This window comes from Bradyrhizobium sp. NBAIM03 (assembly GCF_020194055.1).
Taxonomy (GTDB): Bacteria; Pseudomonadota; Alphaproteobacteria; order Rhizobiales; family Xanthobacteraceae; genus Bradyrhizobium; species Bradyrhizobium yuanmingense.
This window is the reverse complement of record NZ_JADYVS010000016.1, coordinates 25,902-46,987: the sequence shown is the minus strand read 5'-3', so window position 1 is coordinate 46,987 and position 21,086 is coordinate 25,902. Positions and strand designations below refer to the sequence as shown.

Genomic DNA, 21,086 nt, shown 5'->3' with positions numbered 1-21,086 from the left:
TCATTCGACGGGCGAGGCCTTCATGCGATGGTCCTCCAGCGGCAGGCCGAGCGCGGCCTGGATCGCACGCGCGAGGAACTGCAGCGTCAGCAGCAACATGCCGAAGGTGACGATCGCTTGCGGAAACCACAGCGGCGTGTCGCTCGAGGTCGAGACCTGGCCGCGCACGAAGGCGCTCCAGGCGAATTTCACCATGGCCATGGTCAGGAACGCCATGAAGGCGAAGCCGGCCGCCGCCGAGAGGATCTCGAGCGCGCGCTGCACCGGCACGGGTGCGTTCTTCAGGAGCAGCACGACGCGGATGTGGCCGCCGACGCGCAGCGTCATGGCGGCACCGAAAGTGAAGGCCGCCGCCATCAGATAGGAGGAATATTCCCACGCGATCGAGATGGTCGGCGGGAAGAACGGTAGGAAGTTCGAGAGGAAGCGGGTCGCGACCTCGCACAGCATCAACAGCGTCAGCATCAGGAGACAGAAGCCGCCGATCCAGCCATCGAGCCGGCCGAGGCGATCGATGCCGTCGAGGACGATGCGCAGCGGCGCAGGCGCCGCCGCGTTGAGGCTTTGCGATGCTTCAGGCGAAAGGCTCACCACGCCTCGCCCTCAGCCGCGCTTAATTTCGGCGAGATAGGCCCGCACCGGCTTGTCGGCCGCCGTCACGCGCTTGAGGAAGGCATCCAACTGCGGCGCGGTCTTGGCCCGGATGTCCTTCATCATGGCGTCCGAGACCGGCACCACCTCCATGCCGCCCTCCTTGAGGCGGTTGAGGCTGTCGACATCGGCCTTGAGCGAATTGGCCCAGAAGCCGGGCTCCATCTTCGCCGCGATGTCAGCGACCAGCTTCTGTTGATCGGCGCCGAGCGCCTTCCAGGCATCGAGATTGACGGTGAGCATCTGCGACGACCAGACATGGTTGGTCGGGTAGACGTATTTCAGGAACTCCCAGAACTTGCCGTCGACGCCGGACACCGACGAGGTGGAGACCCCGGCCACCGCGCCGGAGGCGAGTGCGGGGATCGTTTCGCCCCAAGGGATCATCACCGCCGCCATACCGATGGCATTGAGCATCTCGACCGCATTCTTGTCGGGCACGCGGATCTTGATGTTCTTGAGGCCCTCGACGTCGGCGACCTTCGCCTTCAGATGCAGATATTGCGTCGGCCACGGCACGATGTAGAGTATTTTCTGGTTGTTGCGCGCAGCGATCTTCTCGTATTCAGGCCGCACATATTTGTGCAGCACCTTGAGCTCCTCCACGGAGCCGCAGAGGAAGGGGATGCTCTCGACGCCCATGAAGGGCTCGTCGCCGACCTGCTGGATGTTGAGGACGTCGGCGAGCGGCACCAGGCCGTCGCGCACGGCCCGCAAGTGCTCGGGCCCCTTGAAGCCGAGCTGGCCGCCGGCCTTCACGGTGATGGCGACCGCACCATTGCTCTGCTTCTTCACCTCCTCCGCAAACGCCATCGCGTTCTGGGTGTGGAAATTGCCGTCGGGCCAGACCGTCGACATATCCCAGCTCGTTGCCGCCCGTGCGCGAGTCGAGATGTGGCCGGCGGCGAGCAGCGTCGCTGCGCCCACAGTGAAGTTCCGTCGCGTAATCATTGCTCCCCTCCGTTTACCGAGCGTGTTGATGCATCAACGCGCGTACCCATAGACCTTGACTGCGTTCTCCGAAGACACGAGACCGCTTGCGACGTCGTCGTTGACGGCCGCGCGATCGCGCTCCCTGGGATCGCCGATGCCGGCACCGCCGGGCGTCAGCACGACCAGCCGGTCGTCCGGCGGCACCTGCTGAAAGCCCTTGCCGCGCAGCTTCTTGCCGGATTTGAGACCGACATAGCCGGCCTCGCCGTTCTGGCCGCCGTCCCGCCCGCGCGGCGGGTGGTCGATGCGGTCGAACGCGGCGAGGATGTCGAACGGCGCATCGACCCCGCTGCCGACTTCGATTATCTGGCCGAGGCCGCCGCGGGTGCGCCCTGCCCCGCCGGAATCCGGGCGCAGCTCCTTGCGCCAGAAGATCAGCGGCGTCTGCGTCTCCGCGATCTCGACCGGCGTGCCGCGCACGCCGCTTGGGTAAGCGGTCGCCGACAGCCCGTCCTTGCCGAAGCGCGCACCGGTGCCGCCGTTGGAGGTGACTGCCATCGAGAACCCGTAATTGCCGCCGGCGCCGGAGCGGGTCTGGCCGCGCACGTTGAGATTCCACAGGCAGGAGGTGCCTTCGGCGGGCACGCGCTGGGGTATGATCTGGCGCAGGCAGCCGAACACGACGTCCGGCAGCATCTGGCCGATCACGTGGCGCGACGCCACGGGCGCCGGCTTTGGCGCATTGAGGATGGCACCAGCCGGCGCCGACACCGTCAGCGGCGAGAGCGAGCCGGCATTATTCGGGATCTGCGAGGCGACGACGCAGCCGAGGCCGAACACGGTGTAGGCGGTGGTGTAGGACAGCGGCACGTTGATGCCGAATTTTGACGCGGCGGACGTGCCGTCGAAATCGACGTGGATGCCGGTATCCGAGATGGTCAGCGTCGCCGCCAGCGTCACCGGGGCATCATATCCGTCGACCACCATGGTGTTGCGCCAGCTGCCCTTCGGCAGCTTTGCAATCTCGGCCAGCACGGCCTCGCGCGAGCGGTCGCAGATGTAGTCGCCGAGCTCGTCGAGCGTCTCGATGCCGAACTCGCTCATCATCTCGACCAGGCGCTCGCAGCCAACGTCGTTGCAGCCGGCGAGCGAATAGGTGTCGCCCTCGGTGTCGATCGGAAGCCGCGTGTTGGTGCGGATCATCGCCATCAGCGTCTCGTTGACGACGCCCTGGTCGATCAGCTTCAGCATGGGGATGTAGAGCCCCTCCATGAACACGTCGGTGGCATCGGGCCCGAAGCCGATGCCGCCGATGTCCATGAGATGGCTGGTGCAGGAGAACAGTGCGACGACCTTGCCGTCCTTGAAGCAGGGCGTGGTGACGACGAAATCGTTGAGATGACCGGTCCCCATCCAGGGATCGTTGGTGATGTAGGCATCGCCCTGCTTCATCGTCTCGATCGGGAAGTGAGCGATGAAGTGCTTGACCGATTCCGCCATCGAGTTGACGTGGCCGGGTGTGCCGGTCACCGCCTGCGCCAGCATCCGCCCCCTGAGGTCGAACACGCCGGCCGAGAGGTCGCCGCATTCGCGCACGATCGGGCTGAAGGCGGTGCGCAAGAGCACCTGCGCCTGCTCCTCGACCACGGCGATCAGCCGGTGCCACATGATCTGAAGGTCGATCAGGCTCGCGCCATTTGCCTTGCTCATGATCAGGCCGCCTTTCGTTCCATGACGATGCTGCCGGCACCGTCGATATGGGCGTCGAAACTGGTGGAGACGAAGGTCGAGGTTTCGTCTTCCGCGATCACGGCGGGGCCTGCGATGGTCGCCCCTGGCGCCATGTCCTCGCGCCGATAGAGCGGGATCTCGATCACTTCGCCGGCCCGGCCGTCGAAGAATTTTCGGCTGCCGGACGCCTTGGCCGCGGGCTGGCGCGCCACGGAAGCGACGGCGGACGGATTGCGCGCCTCGGTGGTCGCGAGCACCGACCAGCTCAACACCTCGATCGCCGCGCCCGGGATCGGTCGCTCGAACATCGCCGAATAGTCGGCCTCGAACTTTTGCCGCAGACCGGCGAGATCGGCCGTCGTCAGCGGACGGTTCGGCAGCTCGACGGTGATCTCGTGGCCCTGGCCGACATAGCGCATGAAAGCCGCGCGGCGCTCGCGCACCGGCGCGCCGGCCGCGCCCGGCTCGACCAGCGCGCGCGCTTCGGTCACCATGTCCTGAAGCAAGTCAGAGACCGCCTCGGTATCGAAATCATCGAGCCGGACGTGACGGCTGCGCACCAATTCATACGCGATGGGAGCCGCCAGAAATCCGACCGCCGAGCCGACGCCGGCGTTCGAGGGCACGATCACGCGGGAGACGCCGATCTTCTCGGCAACGCGCGCCGCATGCAGCGGCGCGGCGCCGCCGAAGGCGATCAGCGTGTGCTGGCCGACCACCGCGCCGCGCTCGACAGCGTGCACGCGCGCGGCGCTCGCCATGTTCTCGCAGACCACCTCGTGCACGGCATAAGCCGCTGTTTCCGCCGACAGGCCGAGCGGCGCACCGACATCGCGCAGCAGCGCCTGTTTCGACAGCTCCGGATCGAGCTTGATCGTGCCGGCCGCAAAGGCGTCAGGATCGATCATGCCGAGCGCAACGTCGGCATCCGTCACCGCGGGGCGCTGACCGCCGCGGCCATAGCAGGCCGGTCCCGGCTCCGACGAGGCGCTCTCCGGGCCGACGGTGACGCGCTTCATCGCGTCGACATGGGCGATCGAACCGCCGCCGGCGCCGATCTCGACCATCTCGATCACGGGGATGCGCACCGGCAGGCCGGAGCCCTTGAGGAAGCGCGCGGCGCGATCGACCTCGAACACGCGCGAGGTCTCGGGCTGGTATTTCTCGATCAGGCAGATTTTCGCGGTGGTGCCGCCCATGTCGAAGGACAGCACCTTGCTCTCCCCGAGTCGCGCCGCGATCTGCGCCGCGAAGATCGCGCCGCCGGCCGGCCCGGATTCGACGAGACGCACCGGAAAGCGCCGCGCGGTCTCGATCGAGGTGACGCCGCCGCCTGAGGTGACGAGGTAGATCGCGCCGCGGAACTGCTCGACCTGCAGGGCGTCGGCCATGCGGGCGAGATAACCGTCGATCAGGGGTTGCACATAGGCGTTCGCGACCGCAGTCGATGTGCGCTCATACTCGCGAATTTCGGGACAGACGGCGGAAGACAATGTGACGGAGATGCCGGGCATCTCCTCGGCCATGATCGCCGCTGCGCGTTGCTCGTGCTCGGGATTGGCGTAGGAGTGTAGGAAGGCGACCGCGACGCTCTCGACGCCGAGTTCACGCAATTTCGGCGCGAGCGCGCGCACAGCCGTCTCGTCGAGCGGGAGGCGGACGGCGCCGTGGGCGTCGATGCGCTCGGGCACGGTGAAGCGGAGGCCGCGCGGCGCCAGCGGCTTCGGCTTGTCGATGCTGAGATCGTACTGGTCGTAGCGGCTCTCGGTGCCGATATCGAGCACGTCGCGAAAGCCTTCGGTTGCGATCAGCGCCGTCTTGGCGCCGCGCCGCTCGATGATAGCGTTGGTCGCAAGCGTCGTGCCGTGGATGAAGACGTCGATATCGCTGATATGCGCGCGCGCATCGGCAAGAATGAGCCGCATGCCGTCCAGCACCGCCTGCTCGGGCCGCTGCGGCGTCGTCAGCACCTTGCGGGTTTTGCGGTCTTGTCCCACGTCCAGCACGATGTCGGTGAACGTGCCACCGATATCAACGGCAAGCCGCACCTCGGCTCCCTCGAGCATTCCAATTTCTCCGTGCTGATCGTCAAGTTCGGGTCCAAAAGCACAGCAATTCCCGTGCCATGAGGCATGCCTGCAACGCTGTGCCCGGCTATTTTGCGCGGCACCTATGCAATAGGCAAGGCGTGTTCGCGCCTGAGCGATCAGAGCAGGAATGCAAGCGCCGCTTCACAGCGCTCCTCGACCTTCAGCGTCAGGAGATCGTCGGCGCGGGTGCGGCCGAGATTGACCGCGGCGATGGGGATATTGCGCCGCGCGGCGGCTTGGACGAAGCGGAAGCCGGAATAGACCATCAGTGACGAGCCGACGATCAGCATGGCATCGGCTTCTGCCAGATGATCCTGCGCCGTGGCCACCACCTCGCGCGGCACGTTCTCACCGAAGAACACCACGTCGGGCTTGAGGATGCCGCCGCAGGCTTCGCAAGGTGGCACCTCGAAGGAGGAAAAATCCTCGTGCTCCAGATCGGCGTCGCCGTCGGGTGCATCGGCGGCATCGAGCGTCAGCCATGCCGCATTGGCGCGGCCGAGCGCATGCTGAAACTCCTCGCGCGGCGTCTTCGCCCCGCAGCCCATGCAGCGGACCAGATCGAGCCGGCCGTGCAGGTCGATCACCTGCCGATGGCCGGCCGACTGATGCAGCCGGTCGACGTTCTGGGTCAGCAGCATCCCGCACCGGCCGTTCGCCTCGAGCCGGGCCAGCGCGCGATGCGCATCGTTGGGCCTCGCCCGGCCGAACCGCCGCCAGCCGATCAGGCTGCGCGCCCAATAGCGCCGGCGGGTCTGCTCGTCCGACATGAAGGCCTGGAAGTTGACGGGCTGGGTCCGCTTCCAATTGCCCTGGCTGTCGCGATAGTCGGGAATCCCGGAATTGGTGCTGCAGCCGGCGCCCGTCAGCACGAACAGGCGTTCGTGCCGGCCGATGAAATCCTGGAGCGGAGGTTTTGCCGGAGGGGCATTCGTCATGGCGCATGATGTAGTTCGCGCCGGCCCGTTTTGCCAGATGACGACAATCCCGGCGCATGGCGGCCGCATAGCCGCTATCGCGGCGACCGCCGTCCCGTGAGATCGAGCGGACGAGCTTTCTCTTGTCCCGCGATCCGCGCGGCCTGCTGCAGCGTCAGCCTGAACTCGTCCCGCTTCTCGTGCACCGAGGCGATCGCATGCCCGACTGCAACGCCGAGGCCGACCAGTGCGGCTTCGGAGAGCTGCAGGCTCGCCTCGATGGTTTCCGGCACCGCATCGGTTGCGCCGATCGCGTAAAGGTGCCGGGCATGATCGGCGTCCCGCGCACGCGAGACGATCAGCACGTCCGGCCGCACCGCCCGGATCCGCTCGACGACGGCATCGATCGCCGGCCGCGACTGGATGGTGATGATCACGCCGGTCGTCTGCATCAAGCCGCAGGCTTCGAGGAAACCCGGCTCTGTCGCATCGCCAAAATAGACCTTGTGACCGTCGCGGCGGTCGCGCGCCACGTCGACGGCCGCGTGATCGACCGCGATGTAGTTCAGGCCATGGCTGGTCAGCAGGGAGCAGACGACCTTTCCAACACGGCCATAGCCGACCACGATGGCTTGCGCCCGGTCGCCGGGCGGCCGGACCGCGAGCTCGGGATCGGGCGTGCGTTCGCTGCTCAGCTTCGCGGCCAATCGTCGCCCGAGCATGCCCAGAAGCGGCGTCAGGGCCATCGTCACGGCGGTGACGGCGACGGCAAAGCTCGACACGCGGGGCTCGATCATGCCTCCGGCCGCCGCCATTCCGATGCTGACGAAGGCGAATTCGCCGACGGGGCCCAGCAGGAAGCCGATCTCGATCGCCGCGGGCCATGACAGCCTGAAGAGGCGCCCCAGGATGATCAGCACGATCGCCTTGCCGACGAGAATGCCGACGACGGCGGCCAGCAGCCAGCCGGGCTCGCGCAGGAACACACGGACGTCGATCGCCATCCCGACTGTGAAGAAGAAGATGCCCAGCAGCAGGCCCTTGAACGGCTCGACGGTGGCCTCGATGGCCTTGCCATATTCGGTTTCCGCCAGCATCAGTCCTGCAACGAAGGCTCCGAGCGCCATCGACAGGCCAGCCTGGTGGGCGGCAAGGCCTGCGCCGACGATGACGAACAAGGTCGCGGCAACGAACAACTCCGTCGAATGGGTGCCTGCGACCATCTGGAAGAGCGGACGGATCAGCAGCCGTCCGACCAGAGTGAGGAAGGCTACCGCCAGCACAGCCTTCAGGACCGCACTGGAGATGTGCGCCACGACCGAGCCACCGCTTCCCGCGCCGAGCACCGAGACGAAAACCAGAATGGGGACGACTGCGAGGTCTTGAGCCAGCAGCACCGAGAAGCTGGCGCGCCCGGCCGAGGTGGAAAGCCGCCTCTCGGCGGACAGGAGCTCGAGCACGATCGCCGTCGAGGACAGCGCAAGGCTCGCGCCGAGGATCACGGCCGTATCGGAGCTCTGCCCGAAGAGAAGCGCCACGCCGAAAATCATGGCCGACGTCGCGAGGACTTGCAGGCCGCCGAGCCCGAACACCAGACGCCGCATCGTCATGAGCCGTCTGAAAGACAGCTCGAGCCCGATCAGGAATAGCAGGAACACGATGCCGAGATTGGCGATACCCTCGACGTTCTGGGCGTCCGTCACGGTGAACCAGTACAGGACCGGGACGTCCTTGACGAGCGAGCCGAGCCCGAGCGGACCGAGAATGGCGCCGGCCCCGAGATAGCCCAGCACGGGATTGATGCCCCAATGCCGGACCATTGGCACCACCACGCCGGCAGTCCCGAGCACCACCAGCGCGTCACTATAGGCATTGATGTTGATGGTTGTGGTCACGGGCCCTTCACGTGTCGGCGCCCGCCAATAGCGGCAGCGCCATCCACGGTCGATAGCACACGGCGCCGCAGATCCCCAACCGGTCGCGCCCCTCTATCCCACGCGAGGCGCGCGCAACCCCAAGCCGGTTTTCAGCTTGCCCAGTTCTCCCGAAACTCTGGAAACAGCGTCAGGCCCCCGCAGGCATAGATGGTCTGGCCGGTGATGTAGCTGGCGTCGTCCGAGGCGAGGAAGGCGAACACCGCGGCGATCTCTTCCGGCGTGCCGACGCGCCCCATCGGAATGTGGGAGGTGACGACGCCGCGCTTCTCCGGATCGCCGGTCCACGCCGCATTGATCGGCGTGTCGATCGCGCCGGGACCAACCGCATTGACGCGGATGCGCTGGCCGGCGAATTCCAGCGCCAGCGTGCGCGTCAGATTGGCCATGCCGCCCTTGCTGATCGAGTAAGCGAGATAGCCGGGTTTGGGGATGATCTGGTGGACGCTGGAGCAGTTGATGATGCTGCCGCCTGCCCCGCGCGCGACGAAATGCGCCAGCGCCTTCTGCGCACACAGCACGGCGCCGTTCAGGTTGACGTCGATGATGCGGCGATAGGTTTCGACGTCGAGCGCCTCGCTCGGCGATTCCCGCTGGAAGCCGGCATTGTTGACGAGACAGTCGAGGCGCTTGAAACGCGCCAGGACCGTCTCGAACATCGCGGCGATGTCCTGCTCATTGCCGATATCGGCCTTGACGACGATATGGTCGAGCCTGCCGTGGCCGCGATCGCTCGATGCGGTTCGTGCGAGCGCGAGCGTCTCGTCCGCCCCCTCGGGACTGCCGAAATAATTGATGGCGACGGTCGCGCCTTCCTGGGCGAGCCGGATGGCGACGGCACGGCCGATGCCTTGTGAGGCGCCGGTCACCAGCGCGTACTGGCCGACGAGGCGCGAGGGAAACGGGGTCGAGCGTTCGGTTTGCGGCATGTGTTTTCTCCGGGATGCATCATCATGGATGGAACCGGCGTTTTGTTCCATCCCTCGCAGATGCCGGGATCTAGTCAGCTCGCTGCGCGCGCGGCGAGGTCAAGATCTGATAGAGGATGATCGCGCCGAAGGTCGCGGTGCCGATGCCGCCGATCGTGAATGCACCGAATTTGAGCGTGAGATCGCCGGCCCCTGCGATCAGCGCCACCGCGACCGTGATGAGGTTCGCAGGATTAGCGAAGTCGACCTTGTTCTCGACCCAGATTCGTCCGGCCATCGCCGCGATCAATCCGAACAGCACGATCGAAAGCCCCCCGATGACGGGACCCGGGATGGACAGGATGAGCGCGCCGAATTTCGGCGAGAAGCCGAGCAGGATCGACACCAAGGCTGCGAACGCAAACAGCAGGGTCGAATAGACCTTGGTCGCCGCCATCACGCCGATGTTCTCGGCGTAGGTGGTGACGCCGGTACCACCGCCGCACGCCGCCACGATGGTAGCTAAGCTGTCGGCGAACAGGGCGCGGCCAAGATAAGAATCGAGGCTTCGGCCGGTCATGGCGCCAACGGCCTTGATGTGCCCGAGGTTCTCGGCAACGAGAATGACGGCAACCGGCGCGATGAGGAAGATCGCATCGGCATGGAAGCTCGGCGCAGTGAAGTTCGGCAGCCCGAGCCACGGCGCGGCCGACAATTGCGTGAAGTCGATCGGCCTGCCGAAGCCGAGGCCGTTCGCGAACAGCAGGTACAAGAAATAGCCGCCGACCGCCCCGAGAATGATCGGTAGGCGGCGCCACAGGCCTGGTGCTGCAACGGCGACCACGCCGATGATCAAGACGGTGGCGAGGCCGATCCAGGTGTCGAATGCGTTGGCGCTCACTGCCTTGACCGCCACCGGCGCGAGATTGAGGCCGATCGCGGCGACGACGGCGCCGGTAACGGCCGGCGGCAGCAGCCGCTCGATCCAGCCGACACCGGACCACATCACGACCAGCGAAATCAGGCCATACAGCACTCCGGCGCCGACGATGCCGCCGAGCGCAACCGACAGGTTCGGGTTCGGCCCCTGCCCGGCATAGCCGGTGGCGGCGATGACGACGGCGATGAAGGCGAAGCTCGAGCCGAGATAGCTCGGCACGCGCCCGGCGACGATGACGAAGAAGATCAGCGTGCCGACGCCGGAGAACAGAACTGCAACGTTGGGATCGAACCCCATCAACAGCGGCGCGATGATCGTCGCACCGGACATCGCGACGCAATGTTGAAGACCCGAGACGATGGTCTGGCCCCAGGACAGCCGCTCCTCCGGCATAATCACGCCCGAGGTCTTGAGCTTCCAACGTGGAAAATAACTCTGCTCGTCCGAGCCTGTTGCGATCGTCATGTTCCCACCCAAGTTCGACGCAACGACCGATGGTCGTGCCAACAGACAAAAATGTGATTGTCGCTTCTGCGGCGCCCATCACATGATGCAAATCATCCACGATCAATCCGTTCCCGAGCCTACATTATGACACAGATTGCGATCCCGTCAGCCATCCAGCGCCGGCACAAGATCCTCTACGTCCAGGTGCTGATCGCGATCGCACTCGGCGTGCTCATCGGCTATGTCTATCCCGATCTCGGCAAGGCCTTGAAGCCGCTCGGCGACGGCTTCATCGCGCTGATCAAGATGATGATCGCGCCCGTGATCTTCTGCACCGTGGTGCACGGCATCTCCTCGATGGGCGATCTGAAGCGGGTCGGCCGGGTCGGGCTGAAATCGCTGATCTATTTCGAGACGGTCTCGACCGTGGCCCTCGCGGTCGGCCTTCTGGTCGGGGAGATTCTCCAGCCCGGGCACGGCTTCAACATCGATCCAGCCACGATCGACCCGAATTCGGTGGCGACCTACGTCACCAAGGCCAAGGAAGAGGGAATCGTCGCCCACCTGATGGCGATCATTCCCGACAGCTATCTCGGCGCCATCGCGCGCGGCGACCTCTTGCAGGTGCTGCTGATCTCGATTCTCTCCGGCTTCGCCATCGCCTTTCTCGGCAAGGCCGGCGAGCCCATCGCGGACGCAATCGACAAGGCGGCGAAGATGTTCTTCGGCATCATCCGCATCATCGTGCGCGTCGCGCCGATCGGCGCCTTCGGCGCCATGGCGTTCACCGTCGGCGCCTACGGCCTCGGCTCGCTGCTCAATCTCGCCGCGCTGATCGGCACGTTCTATCTGACCAGTATCCTGTTCGTGCTGATCGTGCTGGGTTCGATCGCCCGGCTCGCCGGCTTCTCGATCCTGCGCTTCATCGCCTATATCAAGGACGAACTCTTGATCGTGCTCGGCACCTCGTCCTCCGAGACCGTGCTGCCGCAGATGATCCAGAAGATGGAGCATCTCGGCGCCTCACGCTCCGTGGTCGGCCTCGTCATCCCGACCGGCTACAGCTTCAACCTCGACGGGACCAACATCTACATGACGCTGGCGACGCTGTTCCTGGCGCAGGCGACCAACACCCATCTGACCATCTGGCAGGAGCTCGGCATTTTGGGCATCGCCATGATCACCTCCAAGGGGGCCTCGGGCGTGACCGGCGCCGGCTTCATCACGCTCGCTGCGACCCTGTCGATCGTGCCTGATATCCCGATCCAGTCGATCGCGATCCTGGTCGGCATCGACAAGTTCATGAGTGAATGCCGCGCGCTCACCAACCTGATCGGCAATGGCGTTGCCTGCGTGGTCATCAGCATCTCCGAAGGCGAGCTCGACCGCGACGCGCTGCACGAGACCATGGCGCATCCGCTGGAGATCGGCGAGGCGCTGGAGCCGGGTGGAGGCGCGGCATCCTAGGCCGCGCAATCGGTGGGCAGACGAAGCCTGGTTCCGATGCGGTAGTTTCCCGGAGTAGAAAATCGATGCGGCCCGCGTCACAACAATGGCGTTGGGATCACGGATTTATACTCATTTTTTTCCGCCCGACGCGCTGGGGGCAGGGCGTCGGGCTTTTGAAAATCACAGCCAGATCCAGAGCGCCAAGCGGGATCAGACGATCCCGCCATCGATGCGCGGCAAATTGGCGGCAAGTTCGATCCGCCGCGTGATCCCGATCGCCTGCAGGAACGCCTCGTCATGGCTGACGACCAGCAGTGCGCCGTCATAGGCCCGCAAGCCGGCCTCGACGGCTTCGATGGACTCGAAGTCGAGATGATTGGTCGGCTCGTCCAGGATCAGCAGCGACGGCGGCGGCTGCCCGCCCAGAACGCAAGCGAGGCCCGCGCGGAAGATTTGCCCGCCGCTCAGGCTCCCGGCGATTTGCAAGGCGGCATCGGCGCGAAACATGAACCGGGCCAGCGCGGCATGGCACTCGTTCGCACCGGCCTTCGGATTGAGACGCCGAAAATTGTCCAGGATGGAGCGCGCCGGGTCGAGCAGGCTGACCTTCTGGTCGAACAACGCGAAATCCGGCCTGAGCCGCACGATGCCCGCAAGCGGACGCAGCTCGCCCACGATGAGCTTCAGCAGCGTCGTCTTGCCGGAGCCATTGGGCCCGACCAGCGCGACGCGCTCCGGCCCGACCACCGCAAATGAGAGGTCGCGCACGACTGGCTGCTCCGGCCAAAAGCCAGCGCTGACACCGTCAAGCCAAAGCACCTCCCTCCCCGCCGGCAGGTCGGTTGCGGGCAATTTGACCGAGAGCGGCTGAAGAACCTCGACGCGCCGGCGCGCCGTGTCGATGGCTTGAAGCGCTTCCGCGCGCTGCCGCTCGGCGATTTGCGCATTCTTGCCGCCGGTGTCCTCGCTGCGATCCTTGCGGGCGCCGGCCAGGATGCGCGGCATGTCGCCCTTGGCGCGCTTCTTTCTGCCGCCGCTGTCCTTGCGCGCTTTCTTCTCCGCGGCCTCCCGCGCCCTCCCGTCGATCTCGGACAGCCGGTTCTCGGCAAGCGCGAGATCGTGCCTCACAGCCGCGAGCTCGATGGCCTTCTGCGTTCGAAAGCTGCTCCAATTGCCACCATATCGCGTCGCGCCGAGCGACGTCAGCTCGACGATCGCATCCATGGTGTCGAGCAGTGTCCGGTCGTGGCTGACGATAATCGCGCCGCCGCGCCAGGCAGCCAGCAGATCGGTGACGGCCTTGCGTCCGTCCTGGTCGAGATTGTTGGTGGGCTCGTCCAGCAGCAGGAAGTCAGGCGCAGCGAACACCAGCGCGGCGAGACGAACCCGCGTGATCTGGCCACCGGACAGGCACGACAGCGCCGTATCGGGAGACGGATCGAACCCGAGGCGCGCCAACGCGGCCTCAAGCCGCGTCTCGAGCGTCCAGTCGACCGCAGCGACCTCGTCGGCGGAGGCGTCGCCCCGCTCGGCACGGCGCATCAACTCGAGCGCCGGCCGCACGCCGAACAGATCCGCCACGGTCCCGCCGGCAAGAACCTGCACGTCCTGGCGTAACAAGCCGATAGTGCCGTTGATCAGAACGCGTCCCGACTGAGGAATATGTTCGCCGAGCATCGACGCAAGCAGCGTCGTCTTGCCAACGCCGTTACGGCCGACGAGACCAGTTCGCTCGGCGCCGAATGTCAGATCGAGGTTTGAGAAGAGAGAGCGCCCGTCAGGCGTGGACAGCGACAGGTTCGACAGGATGATTGAAGCAGGCATGGAATTCCCCGTGAGCAAGGCGGATGGGCGTTGCGGTCGGGGTGAAATCCATGGCTGCGAAGATCCTGATTGAGGAACTCTCTAACTAGTCCCATCAAAGGGCGAGATCAAGGCGCGGCACGAGGAGACAACAGGCGTGATGGGCGCTGTCGTCCTTCCTCGCCGTGCACCATCAGCCCTTGAGCGCGGTCACCACCACCTCAATTAGCGCACCGCCGCCGAGATCGGCGACGCCGACGGTGGCGCGGGTCGGCAGGTTGTCGCCGAAGAATTCGGTCCAGGCCGCGTCCATCTCTTTCTTCTTGGAGAGATCGGTGACGAAGATCGAGGCGCTGACCACGCGGCTCTTGTCGGTTCCCGCCTCTTTCAGATAGCCGGCGATCTTGCCGAGGATGCTGCGGGTCTGCTCGCCCATCGAGACCGAGGTGTCGTCGGCGATCGTGCCGCCGAGGAAGACGAAGCCATTGGCTTCGACGGCGCGGTGCATGATGGGCGTGCGGATGCTGCGGGTGATGCTCATGATATCCTCTTGTTTAGAGCGTGGAAGGGTGGAAGCGGTCGATGCCGAGTTCGCCGATACGGGTCTGGGTGCCGCCGTTGACGATCAGTTCCGCCATCACGGCGCCGGCGCCAGGGCCGAGCTGGAAACCGTGCAGCGAGAAGCCGAACTGGTGATAGAGGCCCTTGTGACGCGAGCTCGGCCCGAACACGGGAATGTCGTCCTTCATCTTGGCTTCAATGCCGGCCCAGGCACGGACGATGTTGGCGCTGCGCATCACCGGAAACAGCTCGAACACGGTCTGCGCACTGGTCGCAAGGCTCTTCCAGTCCAGCACCGTCTCGTTGCGATCCTGATAGGGCGTCGCCAGATGGCCGCCGCCGATCAGCACGGTGCCGTTCTTGAACTGCTTGAAGGACAGCTTTCGACCACGCAGGATCACGACGGGGTCGATGAAGTGCGGCACGCGCGAGGTGATCATCAGCATCGGCGCCACGGTTTCGACCGGGACGGGCTCGCCGAGATGAGCCGCGATCCTGCCGGCCCAGGCGCCGGCAGCATTCACCAGCACCGGCGCGGCAAAGCTCTCCGACCCGGCATCGACGTGCCAGAGGCCGTCACGGTGCCGGATGCTGCCGGCAGCTACGCCTTCGCGCACAGTTGCGCCCAATTGCTCGGCCTTGCGGCGGAACGCCGTCGTCGTCTGCGCCGGATTGGCCGCACCGTCACGCCGAGAAACCACACCGCCGGGACAGGTCTCGGCCACCGCCGGCACCAGCCGGCGCAGTTCGGCGGCGTCGATCAGCTCCTCGTGGGTGAAGCCCAGCGCATTGAGCTCGGCGACGCGCGCGCGGCAGAGGGCGAGTTCTTCCTCGTTCTCGGCGACCAGCACCTGGCCGTAGCTCTCGAAGCTGCAATCGTCGTCGACGAGATCCGTGATCTTCTCCCAGATGTCCATCGAGCGGATCGACAGCGGAATCTCGGGAATGTGCCGCGCGAGCTGCCGGACGCCGCCGGCATTGACGCCCGAGGCGTGACGGCCGGCATAGTCCTTCTCGATCAGCACCGGCTTCAGGCCGGCGAGACACAGATGCAGCGTGGTCGAGCACCCGTGGATGCCGCCGCCAATGACGATCGCATCCACATTTGTGCTCATCCGCGCACCACAGCCTTGACGTCGGCCTCGCTCTTGGGAACGGCGGCGAGTTCGGCCAGCGTGATCGGCTTCACCGGCGCGCGCAGCCGGTAGTAACCGATCTCCTGCGGGGTCTTGCCGCGCGCCCGCGCCATCAGCTCGGTGACGGTGAGGCCGCAGAGCCGGCCCTGGCACGGGCCCATGCCGGTGCGGCGATAGGCCTTGAGCTGATTCGGCCCGGTCGCGCCGATCGCGACAGAATCGAGAACGTCCTTTGCCGTGACCTCTTCGCAACGACAGACGATGGTATCGCCTGAAGGAATCCGGAACTGCGGCGCGGGGCGGAACAGCGTGTCGAGGAACAGGCGACCACGCTCAGCCTTGGCGAGGTCGGAACGGAGCGTCGCCATTGCGGGAAGTTTTGCGGCAGAAGCGGGCGCCAGTGCTTCGACGGCGGCGCGCGCGGCAATGCGACCGCGCACCACGGCTGCACTCGCGCCGCCGATGCCGGCCCCGTCACCGGCGATCGCGATGCCGGCGACCGACGAATTGCCGCTCGCGTCGAGCACTGGCGACCAGCACAATTGCAGATCATCCCAGCGATGCTCGATGCCGGCTGACATCGCCAGATTGACGTTGGGCATGACGCCCTGATGCAGCAGCAACAGGTCCGCAGCGATGGTCTCGCGCTTGCCGCCGGCGACGTAGCTCACGCTGGCAAGCTGGCCATCACCGGAAGCCGCAAGCTCGGTGACGCCGGAGACGACCTGCACCTTCGCCCTCACCTCGCGCATCATCGACAGGCCCTTGGCGAAATAGGGCGAGGTGAGGAAGGCGAAAGCGTGCGGGAGCGCAGCGAAATAATTACCGCGCTGGGTGGTGTCGAGGATGCGATCGATGCGGCCGCCAAGCCGCAGTATCTGCGCGGCGAGCAGCCAGAGCAGCGGCCCCTGCCCTGCGATCACGGTGCGTCCGTCGGGCACCAGCGCCGAGGACTTCAGCATGGTCTGCGCCGCGCCCGCGGTCATCACGCCCGGCAGCGTCCAGCCGGGAATTGGGAACGGCCGCTCCAGCGCACCGGTCGCGAGAATCACGCGTTTCGCCTTGACGAAGGCCGAGGCGCCGCCGATCGAGACGGCGATATCGAGATTGCGGTCGAGGCTCCAGACGGTGGCGCGGTGAATGACCTCCGCATTGCTCGCGCGCAGCGACTGCACGAGATCGGCCCCGACCCAATAATCGGCGCCGAGCTGATTGCGCTCGGTAACCGGCGTCGAGGCGATGGCGCGAAACACCTGGCCACCGGGGCCGATGTTCTCGTCGAGCAGCAGCGTCGAGAGGCCGGCCTCGGCGGATGTTGCGGCAGCAGCAAGGCCCGCGGGCCCGGCGCCGATCACCACGACGTCATAGTTTTCGCGCTTGGGAGCCACGCTCATTTTCCGATCTCCCGCTTGCCCTTCTGGATTTCGATCTGCATGCCCTCGGCGACGGGCACGAGGCACCCTTGCCGGTTGCCGACGCCGTCGATGGTGACGAGGCAGTCGAAGCAGACGCCCATCATGCAATAAGGCAGACGCGGCGCGCCGCTCACCGCGGTGGAACGCCGTGCGTCAACGCCGGAGGCCAGCAGTGCGGCGGAGACGGTGTCGCCCTGGCGCGCTGCGACCGCGACGCCGTCGACGAAGATCTGCACCTGTGGCCGCTTGTCCTGTTCGGATCGCTTGAACATGGGGATGCCTCTTGGCTCCTTCTCAGAATCTCTAGTAGCCGCTGCTATTCGCAGCACCTGCGCCACCAAAACGGCTGGCCGAGAACGCGCCGACCAGCTCCGGCTCGAGCGCGCCCTGCGCCACCATGCGCGCGATCTCGAAGGCGTGGTTGGAGGCGAGCGTCACGCCGGAATGGCAGCAGGCGACGAAGGCACCGGGATGCGTCTCCGACTGATCGTAGATCGGAAAGCCGTCCTGCGGCATGACGCGGATTCCGGACCAGCTCCTGACCACGTTGAGCCGCGCCAGATGCGGAAACATGCGCTGCGCGCGATCGGCCATGACGCCGCTGATCGACGGCTTCAGCGTGCGATCATCGAGCTCGTCCTCCTTGCTGTCGCCGATCATCACCGTGCCCTCGTCGGTCTGGCGGATCGTGGTCAGCGGATGCGGCAGGAACGGCATGGTGCGCTCGGTCACGACGACCTGGCCGCGCGTCGGGCCCATCGGCGCAAAGAGGCCGACCATCGGCGCTAACGCCTGGTTGGCATTGCCGGCGGCAAGCACGATCTTGCCGGCACGCAGCTCGCCCTGCGGCGTGGTCAGGCGAAATTCGCCGCCGCTCTTGCTGATCGTCGAGACCGGGCGCTCCGGAAAATAGTCGATGCCGAACGCAATGAAGCCGGTGTGGAAGGCGCGGAAGGTGCGCAGCGAATTGACGTGGCCGTCGAGCGGACAATAGCTGCCGCCGGAGACCTCGGGGCCGATCAGAGGCAGCGCCTCCTTCACCTCGGACGGCCGCAGCATCTCCATCTTGTAGTCGGCCGCGCCGACCTGGTTGTGCATGCGCTTGACGAGCTCGGTGCGCTGGCCGAATTCGTCCTCGCCGAGCGTGAGATGAAAACCGCCGTTCTGCTGCAGGGCGACGTCGAGGCCGGTCTGCTGCTTCAGCTCGGAGGCCAGCCGGCCCCACGCCTGCGAGGCCTGCACGGTCCACCGCGTATAGGCCGGCATGCCGAGCCCTTTGCTCTGCACCCACACCAATGCGAAGTTCGCGCGCGAGGCGCGCTTGGTGATGTCGCCTTCGTCGAGCACGGCGACCTTCTTGCCGAGCCGGCCGAGGCCCCAGGCAATGGCGGAGCCGAGCAGTCCGCCGCCGACGACGGCGACGTCGTAATCTCCTGACATGAGTTCTCCTATCGTCCCGTATCGCCCTTGCCAGCGAGCACACGGTCGAGCCCGTAGAAGCGGTCGAGCAAAATGAGGGCGGCCATGGTGATTGCGATCACGCAGGCCGAGACCGACGTCACGAGCGGATCGATGTTGTCCTGGATGTAAAGGAACATGCGGACCGGCAACGTCTCGGTCCCGGGCGCAGCAAGGAAGACGGTCATGGTGAGATCGTCGAAGGACTGGATGAAGGCGAGCGCCCAACCGCTAATCACGCCGGGCAGGATCAGCGGCAAGGTCACGCGGCGGAACAGCGTCCAGCCGCCGGCGCCGAGCGAGACCGCCGCCATCTCGACCGTGCGGTCCATGCCGGTCGCCGCCGCCAGCGTCAGCCGCAGCGCGAACGGGAACACGATGATGACATGCGCGACGATCAGCGCCGCGAAGCTACCGCCGAGACCGGCCGAAGTGAAGAAGCGCAGGAAGGCGATGCCGAGCACCACATGCGGGATCATCAGCGGCGACAGGAACAGCGCCGCCAGCACATCACGACCACGGAAGCGATAGCGCGCGATCGCCAGCGCCGCCGGCACCGCGAACAGCAGCGCCACGAGGGAGGACAACGCGCCAAGGCCGAGGCTGACCCAGAAGGCGTGAATGAATTCGGGGTAATTCAGGATCGTCTTGAACCAGCGCAGCGAAAACCCGTTGGTCGGCAGCGACAGAAAACCTTCGGGCGTGAAGGCGACGAGGCAGACCACCAGGATCGGCGCCACCATGATGATGACGAAGACGGTGTGGAAGATCAGCGCGAGCGGACCGTTCCGGCTCATCGGAACACCTCCGCATAGCGGCGTTCGATCAGTGCGTTGCTGCCGACGACGATCAGCACCAATGCGGCTAGCAGCAGCGTTGCGACGGCGGCACCGAGTGGCCAGTTCAGCGTGTTGAGGAATTCGTCATAGGCGAGCGTCGCGGCGACCTTGAGGCGGCGGCCGCCGATGATCGCCGGCGTCGCGAAGGCGCTGGCCGAGAGCGAGAACACGATGATGGCGCCCGACAGCACGCCCGGCATGATCTGGGGCATGATGATGCGGCGGATGATGGTCGCAGGGCCCGCGCCGAGCGACATCGCAGCATTCTCGATCTGCGGATCGAGCCGCTGCAGCGCCGCCCACACCGAGAGCACCATGAACGGCATCATCACATGCGCGAGCGCGATCACCACGCCTGTTTCGGTGAACATGAAGGGAATGGGGGAGCCGATCAGCCCGAGCGACATCAGCAGCTTGTTGACGAGGCCGTTGTTGCCACCGAACAGCAGGGCCCAGCCCAGCGTGCGCGCCACCACGGAGATGAGAAGCGGCCCCGGAATGACCAGGAGGAAAAAACTCTTCCAGCGGCCGCTCATGCGGTTGAGGATATAGGCTTCCGGTGCCCCGAGTAGCGCCGTGAGCAGTGTGGTCAGGATGGCGATGCGGAACGTCCGCCAGAACATCTCGGCGTAATACGGATCGGTCGCGATCTCGTGCCAGTTCTTGAGGATGAAGACCGGCTCGATGCCCTTGTACTGGCCCCAATCGTGGAACGACAGCATCACCGTCATTGCCAGCGGAATCAGCAGCACGCCGACGAACAGCATCAAGGCGGGTGCGGTCAGCACCCACGGCGCGCGCAGGCTGCGCTCCTCGGCCGCCATGCTCATGCGCCGGCCCTCACGCGAACGCTCATGTCTTCGGGCCGCCAGGTGAGGCGAACCGCGTCCCCTTCGGCCGGCTGCGCTTTGCCGTCGTTCTGGCGGATCACGATCGCCGGGCCGCATTCACTGTCGCACTGGAACAGCCAGTGATTGCCCTGGAAGATGCGCGTGATGATTTTTGCGCTGAGCCCTGTATCGCCAAAGCCGATTCTTTCGGGGCGAACGCTGACGGTGACGGGACCGCCGAGCCCAGCCGGCGCCGGTGCGCGCCAGGAGCCGGCCACCAACTGCGTCGGCGCGACGGTCCGGTCGATCGTTCCGGCAAAATCGTTGGTCTTGCCAAGGAATTGCGAGACGAAGGCCGAGGCCGGCCTTTCATAGGTCTCTTGTGGCGTGCCGATCTGCTCGATCTTGCCCTGACTCATCACCACGATGCGATCCGACAGCGACATCGCCTCGTTCTGGTCATGCGTGACCAGGATCGTGGTGGTGCCGACGGTGCGCTGGATCTGGCGCAGCTCGATCTGCATCTCCTCGCGCAGCTTGGCGTCGAGGTTCGACAGCGGCTCGTCGAGCAGCAGCACGCTCGGCTTGATCACCAGCGCACGCGCCAGTGCCACGCGCTGCTGCTGGCCGCCGGACATGCGACGCGGATGGCGATCCTCGTATCCGGCGAGGCCCACCATCGCGAGTGCGGCGCGGACGCGTTCGGACCTTTCAGCGCGCGGCACGCCACGCATCTCCAGGCCAAAGGCAACGTTCTCCGCCGCGGTCATGTGCGGAAACAGCGCGTAGCTCTGGAACACGATGCCGAGGCCGCGCTTGGCCGGATGGATCACGGTCAGGTCCTTGCCCTCAAGGCGGATCGCGCCGCGCGTCGGATCGAGGAAGCCCGCGATCATCTGCAGCGTCGTGGTCTTGCCGCAGCCGGACGGGCCGAGGAAGGAGATGAACTCCCCCTTCCCCACCGACAGGCTGAAGTCATCGACCACAGTCTGCGTGCCGAACTGCTTTGCGACCCGATCGAGCTCGAGATAGGCCATGACGCTG

The 21,086-nt window shown here is 65.8% G+C and carries 18 protein-coding genes; 1 reads left to right on the top strand and 17 read right to left on the bottom strand.

All coding sequences use genetic code 11. From position 1 onward, the window contains the following. From I6F21_RS23290 to I6F21_RS23255, 8 genes are all read right to left on the bottom strand, one after another. Positions 1-594 (bottom strand): TRAP transporter small permease, encoded by a 594-nt coding sequence (locus tag I6F21_RS23290; RefSeq protein WP_225183476.1) that lies wholly within the window; start codon positions 592-594, stop codon positions 1-3. 9 nt (positions 595-603) lie between these two features. Further along, entirely contained in the window at positions 604-1,602 is a 999-nt protein-coding gene (locus I6F21_RS23285; RefSeq protein ID WP_225183475.1) for a TRAP transporter substrate-binding protein, read from the bottom strand. Positions 1,603-1,635: 33 nt separating this feature from the next. Next, entirely contained in the window at positions 1,636-3,294 is a 1,659-nt protein-coding gene (locus I6F21_RS23280) for a hydantoinase B/oxoprolinase family protein (RefSeq protein ID WP_225183474.1), read from the bottom strand. A 2-nt stretch (positions 3,295-3,296) separates the two neighbouring features. Beyond that, complete coding sequence (locus I6F21_RS23275) at positions 3,297-5,381, bottom strand: hydantoinase/oxoprolinase family protein (RefSeq protein WP_225183473.1); 2,085 nt, start codon at positions 5,379-5,381, stop codon at positions 3,297-3,299. 140 nt (positions 5,382-5,521) lie between these two features. Continuing rightward, a complete protein-coding gene (locus I6F21_RS23270; protein WP_225183472.1) occupies positions 5,522-6,343 on the bottom strand; it encodes an NAD-dependent protein deacetylase in 822 nt (273 codons plus the stop codon). 74 nt (positions 6,344-6,417) lie between these two features. Further along, entirely contained in the window at positions 6,418-8,217 is a 1,800-nt protein-coding gene (locus tag I6F21_RS23265; protein WP_225139275.1) for a cation:proton antiporter, read from the bottom strand. Between the two features lie 131 nt (positions 8,218-8,348). After that, positions 8,349-9,185, bottom strand: a complete 837-nt coding sequence (locus I6F21_RS23260) for a glucose 1-dehydrogenase (protein WP_035998460.1) — start codon at positions 9,183-9,185, stop codon at positions 8,349-8,351. Between the two features lie 70 nt (positions 9,186-9,255). Next, on the bottom strand, positions 9,256-10,569 hold the full coding sequence (locus I6F21_RS23255; protein WP_225183471.1) for a solute carrier family 23 protein: 1,314 nt from the start codon (positions 10,567-10,569) through the stop codon (positions 9,256-9,258). A gap of 126 nt (positions 10,570-10,695) precedes the next feature. On the opposite strand from I6F21_RS23255, the gene I6F21_RS23250 reads away from it, so the two are divergent. After that, positions 10,696-12,018: a dicarboxylate/amino acid:cation symporter gene (locus I6F21_RS23250; protein ID WP_225183470.1), complete on the top strand. Its 1,323-nt coding sequence runs from the start codon at positions 10,696-10,698 to the stop codon at positions 12,016-12,018. A 192-nt stretch (positions 12,019-12,210) separates the two neighbouring features. On the opposite strand, the gene I6F21_RS23245 is transcribed toward I6F21_RS23250, so the two are convergent. From I6F21_RS23245 to I6F21_RS23205, 9 genes are all read right to left on the bottom strand, one after another. Further along, positions 12,211-13,824 carry an ABC-F family ATP-binding cassette domain-containing protein gene (locus I6F21_RS23245; protein ID WP_225183469.1) on the bottom strand — a complete coding sequence of 538 codons (1,614 nt, stop codon included), beginning with the start codon at positions 13,822-13,824 and terminating at the stop codon, positions 12,211-12,213. A 172-nt stretch (positions 13,825-13,996) separates the two neighbouring features. Further along, positions 13,997-14,344: a RidA family protein gene (locus tag I6F21_RS23240; RefSeq protein WP_225183468.1), complete on the bottom strand. Its 348-nt coding sequence runs from the start codon at positions 14,342-14,344 to the stop codon at positions 13,997-13,999. Positions 14,345-14,357: 13 nt separating this feature from the next. Beyond that, on the bottom strand, positions 14,358-15,479 hold the full coding sequence (locus tag I6F21_RS23235; RefSeq protein WP_036021805.1) for an FAD-dependent oxidoreductase: 1,122 nt from the start codon (positions 15,477-15,479) through the stop codon (positions 14,358-14,360). Continuing rightward, positions 15,476-16,894: a (2Fe-2S)-binding protein gene (locus I6F21_RS23230; protein WP_225183467.1), complete on the bottom strand. Its 1,419-nt coding sequence runs from the start codon at positions 16,892-16,894 to the stop codon at positions 15,476-15,478. The genes I6F21_RS23235 and I6F21_RS23230 overlap by 4 nt, the downstream gene beginning before the upstream one ends. Further along, positions 16,891-17,187, bottom strand: coding sequence for a (2Fe-2S)-binding protein (locus tag I6F21_RS23225; protein ID WP_025034065.1), 297 nt, complete (start codon positions 17,185-17,187; stop codon positions 16,891-16,893). Before I6F21_RS23225 ends, I6F21_RS23230 begins: the two co-directional genes overlap by 4 nt. 31 nt (positions 17,188-17,218) lie before the next feature. Beyond that, entirely contained in the window at positions 17,219-18,355 is a 1,137-nt protein-coding gene (locus I6F21_RS23220) for an FAD-dependent oxidoreductase (protein ID WP_128264214.1), read from the bottom strand. 8 nt (positions 18,356-18,363) lie between these two features. Then, entirely contained in the window at positions 18,364-19,170 is an 807-nt protein-coding gene (locus I6F21_RS23215) for an ABC transporter permease (protein ID WP_225146428.1), read from the bottom strand. Continuing rightward, complete coding sequence (locus I6F21_RS23210; protein ID WP_225183466.1) at positions 19,167-20,042, bottom strand: ABC transporter permease; 876 nt, start codon at positions 20,040-20,042, stop codon at positions 19,167-19,169. Before I6F21_RS23210 ends, I6F21_RS23215 begins: the two co-directional genes overlap by 4 nt. After that, positions 20,039-21,079, bottom strand: a complete 1,041-nt coding sequence (locus tag I6F21_RS23205; RefSeq protein WP_225146426.1) for an ABC transporter ATP-binding protein — start codon at positions 21,077-21,079, stop codon at positions 20,039-20,041. The genes I6F21_RS23210 and I6F21_RS23205 overlap by 4 nt, the downstream gene beginning before the upstream one ends. Positions 21,080-21,086: the final 7 nt, after the last annotated feature.

Coding starts and splice junctions, on each gene's coding strand:
- I6F21_RS23210 (WP_225183466.1), bottom strand. CDS start 20,042: ATGAGCATGGCGGCCGAGGAGCGCAGCCTGCGCGCGCCGTGGGTGCTG.
- I6F21_RS23260 (WP_035998460.1), bottom strand. CDS start 9,185: ATGCCGCAAACCGAACGCTCGACCCCGTTTCCCTCGCGCCTCGTCGGC.
- I6F21_RS23250 (WP_225183470.1), top strand. CDS start 10,696: ATGACACAGATTGCGATCCCGTCAGCCATCCAGCGCCGGCACAAGATC.
- I6F21_RS23230 (WP_225183467.1), bottom strand. CDS start 16,894: ATGAGCGTGGCTCCCAAGCGCGAAAACTATGACGTCGTGGTGATCGGC.
- I6F21_RS23270 (WP_225183472.1), bottom strand. CDS start 6,343: ATGACGAATGCCCCTCCGGCAAAACCTCCGCTCCAGGATTTCATCGGC.
- I6F21_RS23225 (WP_025034065.1), bottom strand. CDS start 17,187: ATGTTCAAGCGATCCGAACAGGACAAGCGGCCACAGGTGCAGATCTTC.
- I6F21_RS23205 (WP_225146426.1), bottom strand. CDS start 21,079: ATGGCCTATCTCGAGCTCGATCGGGTCGCAAAGCAGTTCGGCACGCAG.
- I6F21_RS23235 (WP_036021805.1), bottom strand. CDS start 15,479: ATGAGCACAAATGTGGATGCGATCGTCATTGGCGGCGGCATCCACGGG.
- I6F21_RS23220 (WP_128264214.1), bottom strand. CDS start 18,355: ATGTCAGGAGATTACGACGTCGCCGTCGTCGGCGGCGGACTGCTCGGC.
- I6F21_RS23280 (WP_225183474.1), bottom strand. CDS start 3,294: ATGAGCAAGGCAAATGGCGCGAGCCTGATCGACCTTCAGATCATGTGG.
- I6F21_RS23255 (WP_225183471.1), bottom strand. CDS start 10,569: ATGACGATCGCAACAGGCTCGGACGAGCAGAGTTATTTTCCACGTTGG.
- I6F21_RS23285 (WP_225183475.1), bottom strand. CDS start 1,602: ATGATTACGCGACGGAACTTCACTGTGGGCGCAGCGACGCTGCTCGCC.
- I6F21_RS23215 (WP_225146428.1), bottom strand. CDS start 19,170: ATGAGCCGGAACGGTCCGCTCGCGCTGATCTTCCACACCGTCTTCGTC.
- I6F21_RS23240 (WP_225183468.1), bottom strand. CDS start 14,344: ATGAGCATCACCCGCAGCATCCGCACGCCCATCATGCACCGCGCCGTC.
- I6F21_RS23245 (WP_225183469.1), bottom strand. CDS start 13,824: ATGCCTGCTTCAATCATCCTGTCGAACCTGTCGCTGTCCACGCCTGAC.
- I6F21_RS23275 (WP_225183473.1), bottom strand. CDS start 5,381: ATGCTCGAGGGAGCCGAGGTGCGGCTTGCCGTTGATATCGGTGGCACG.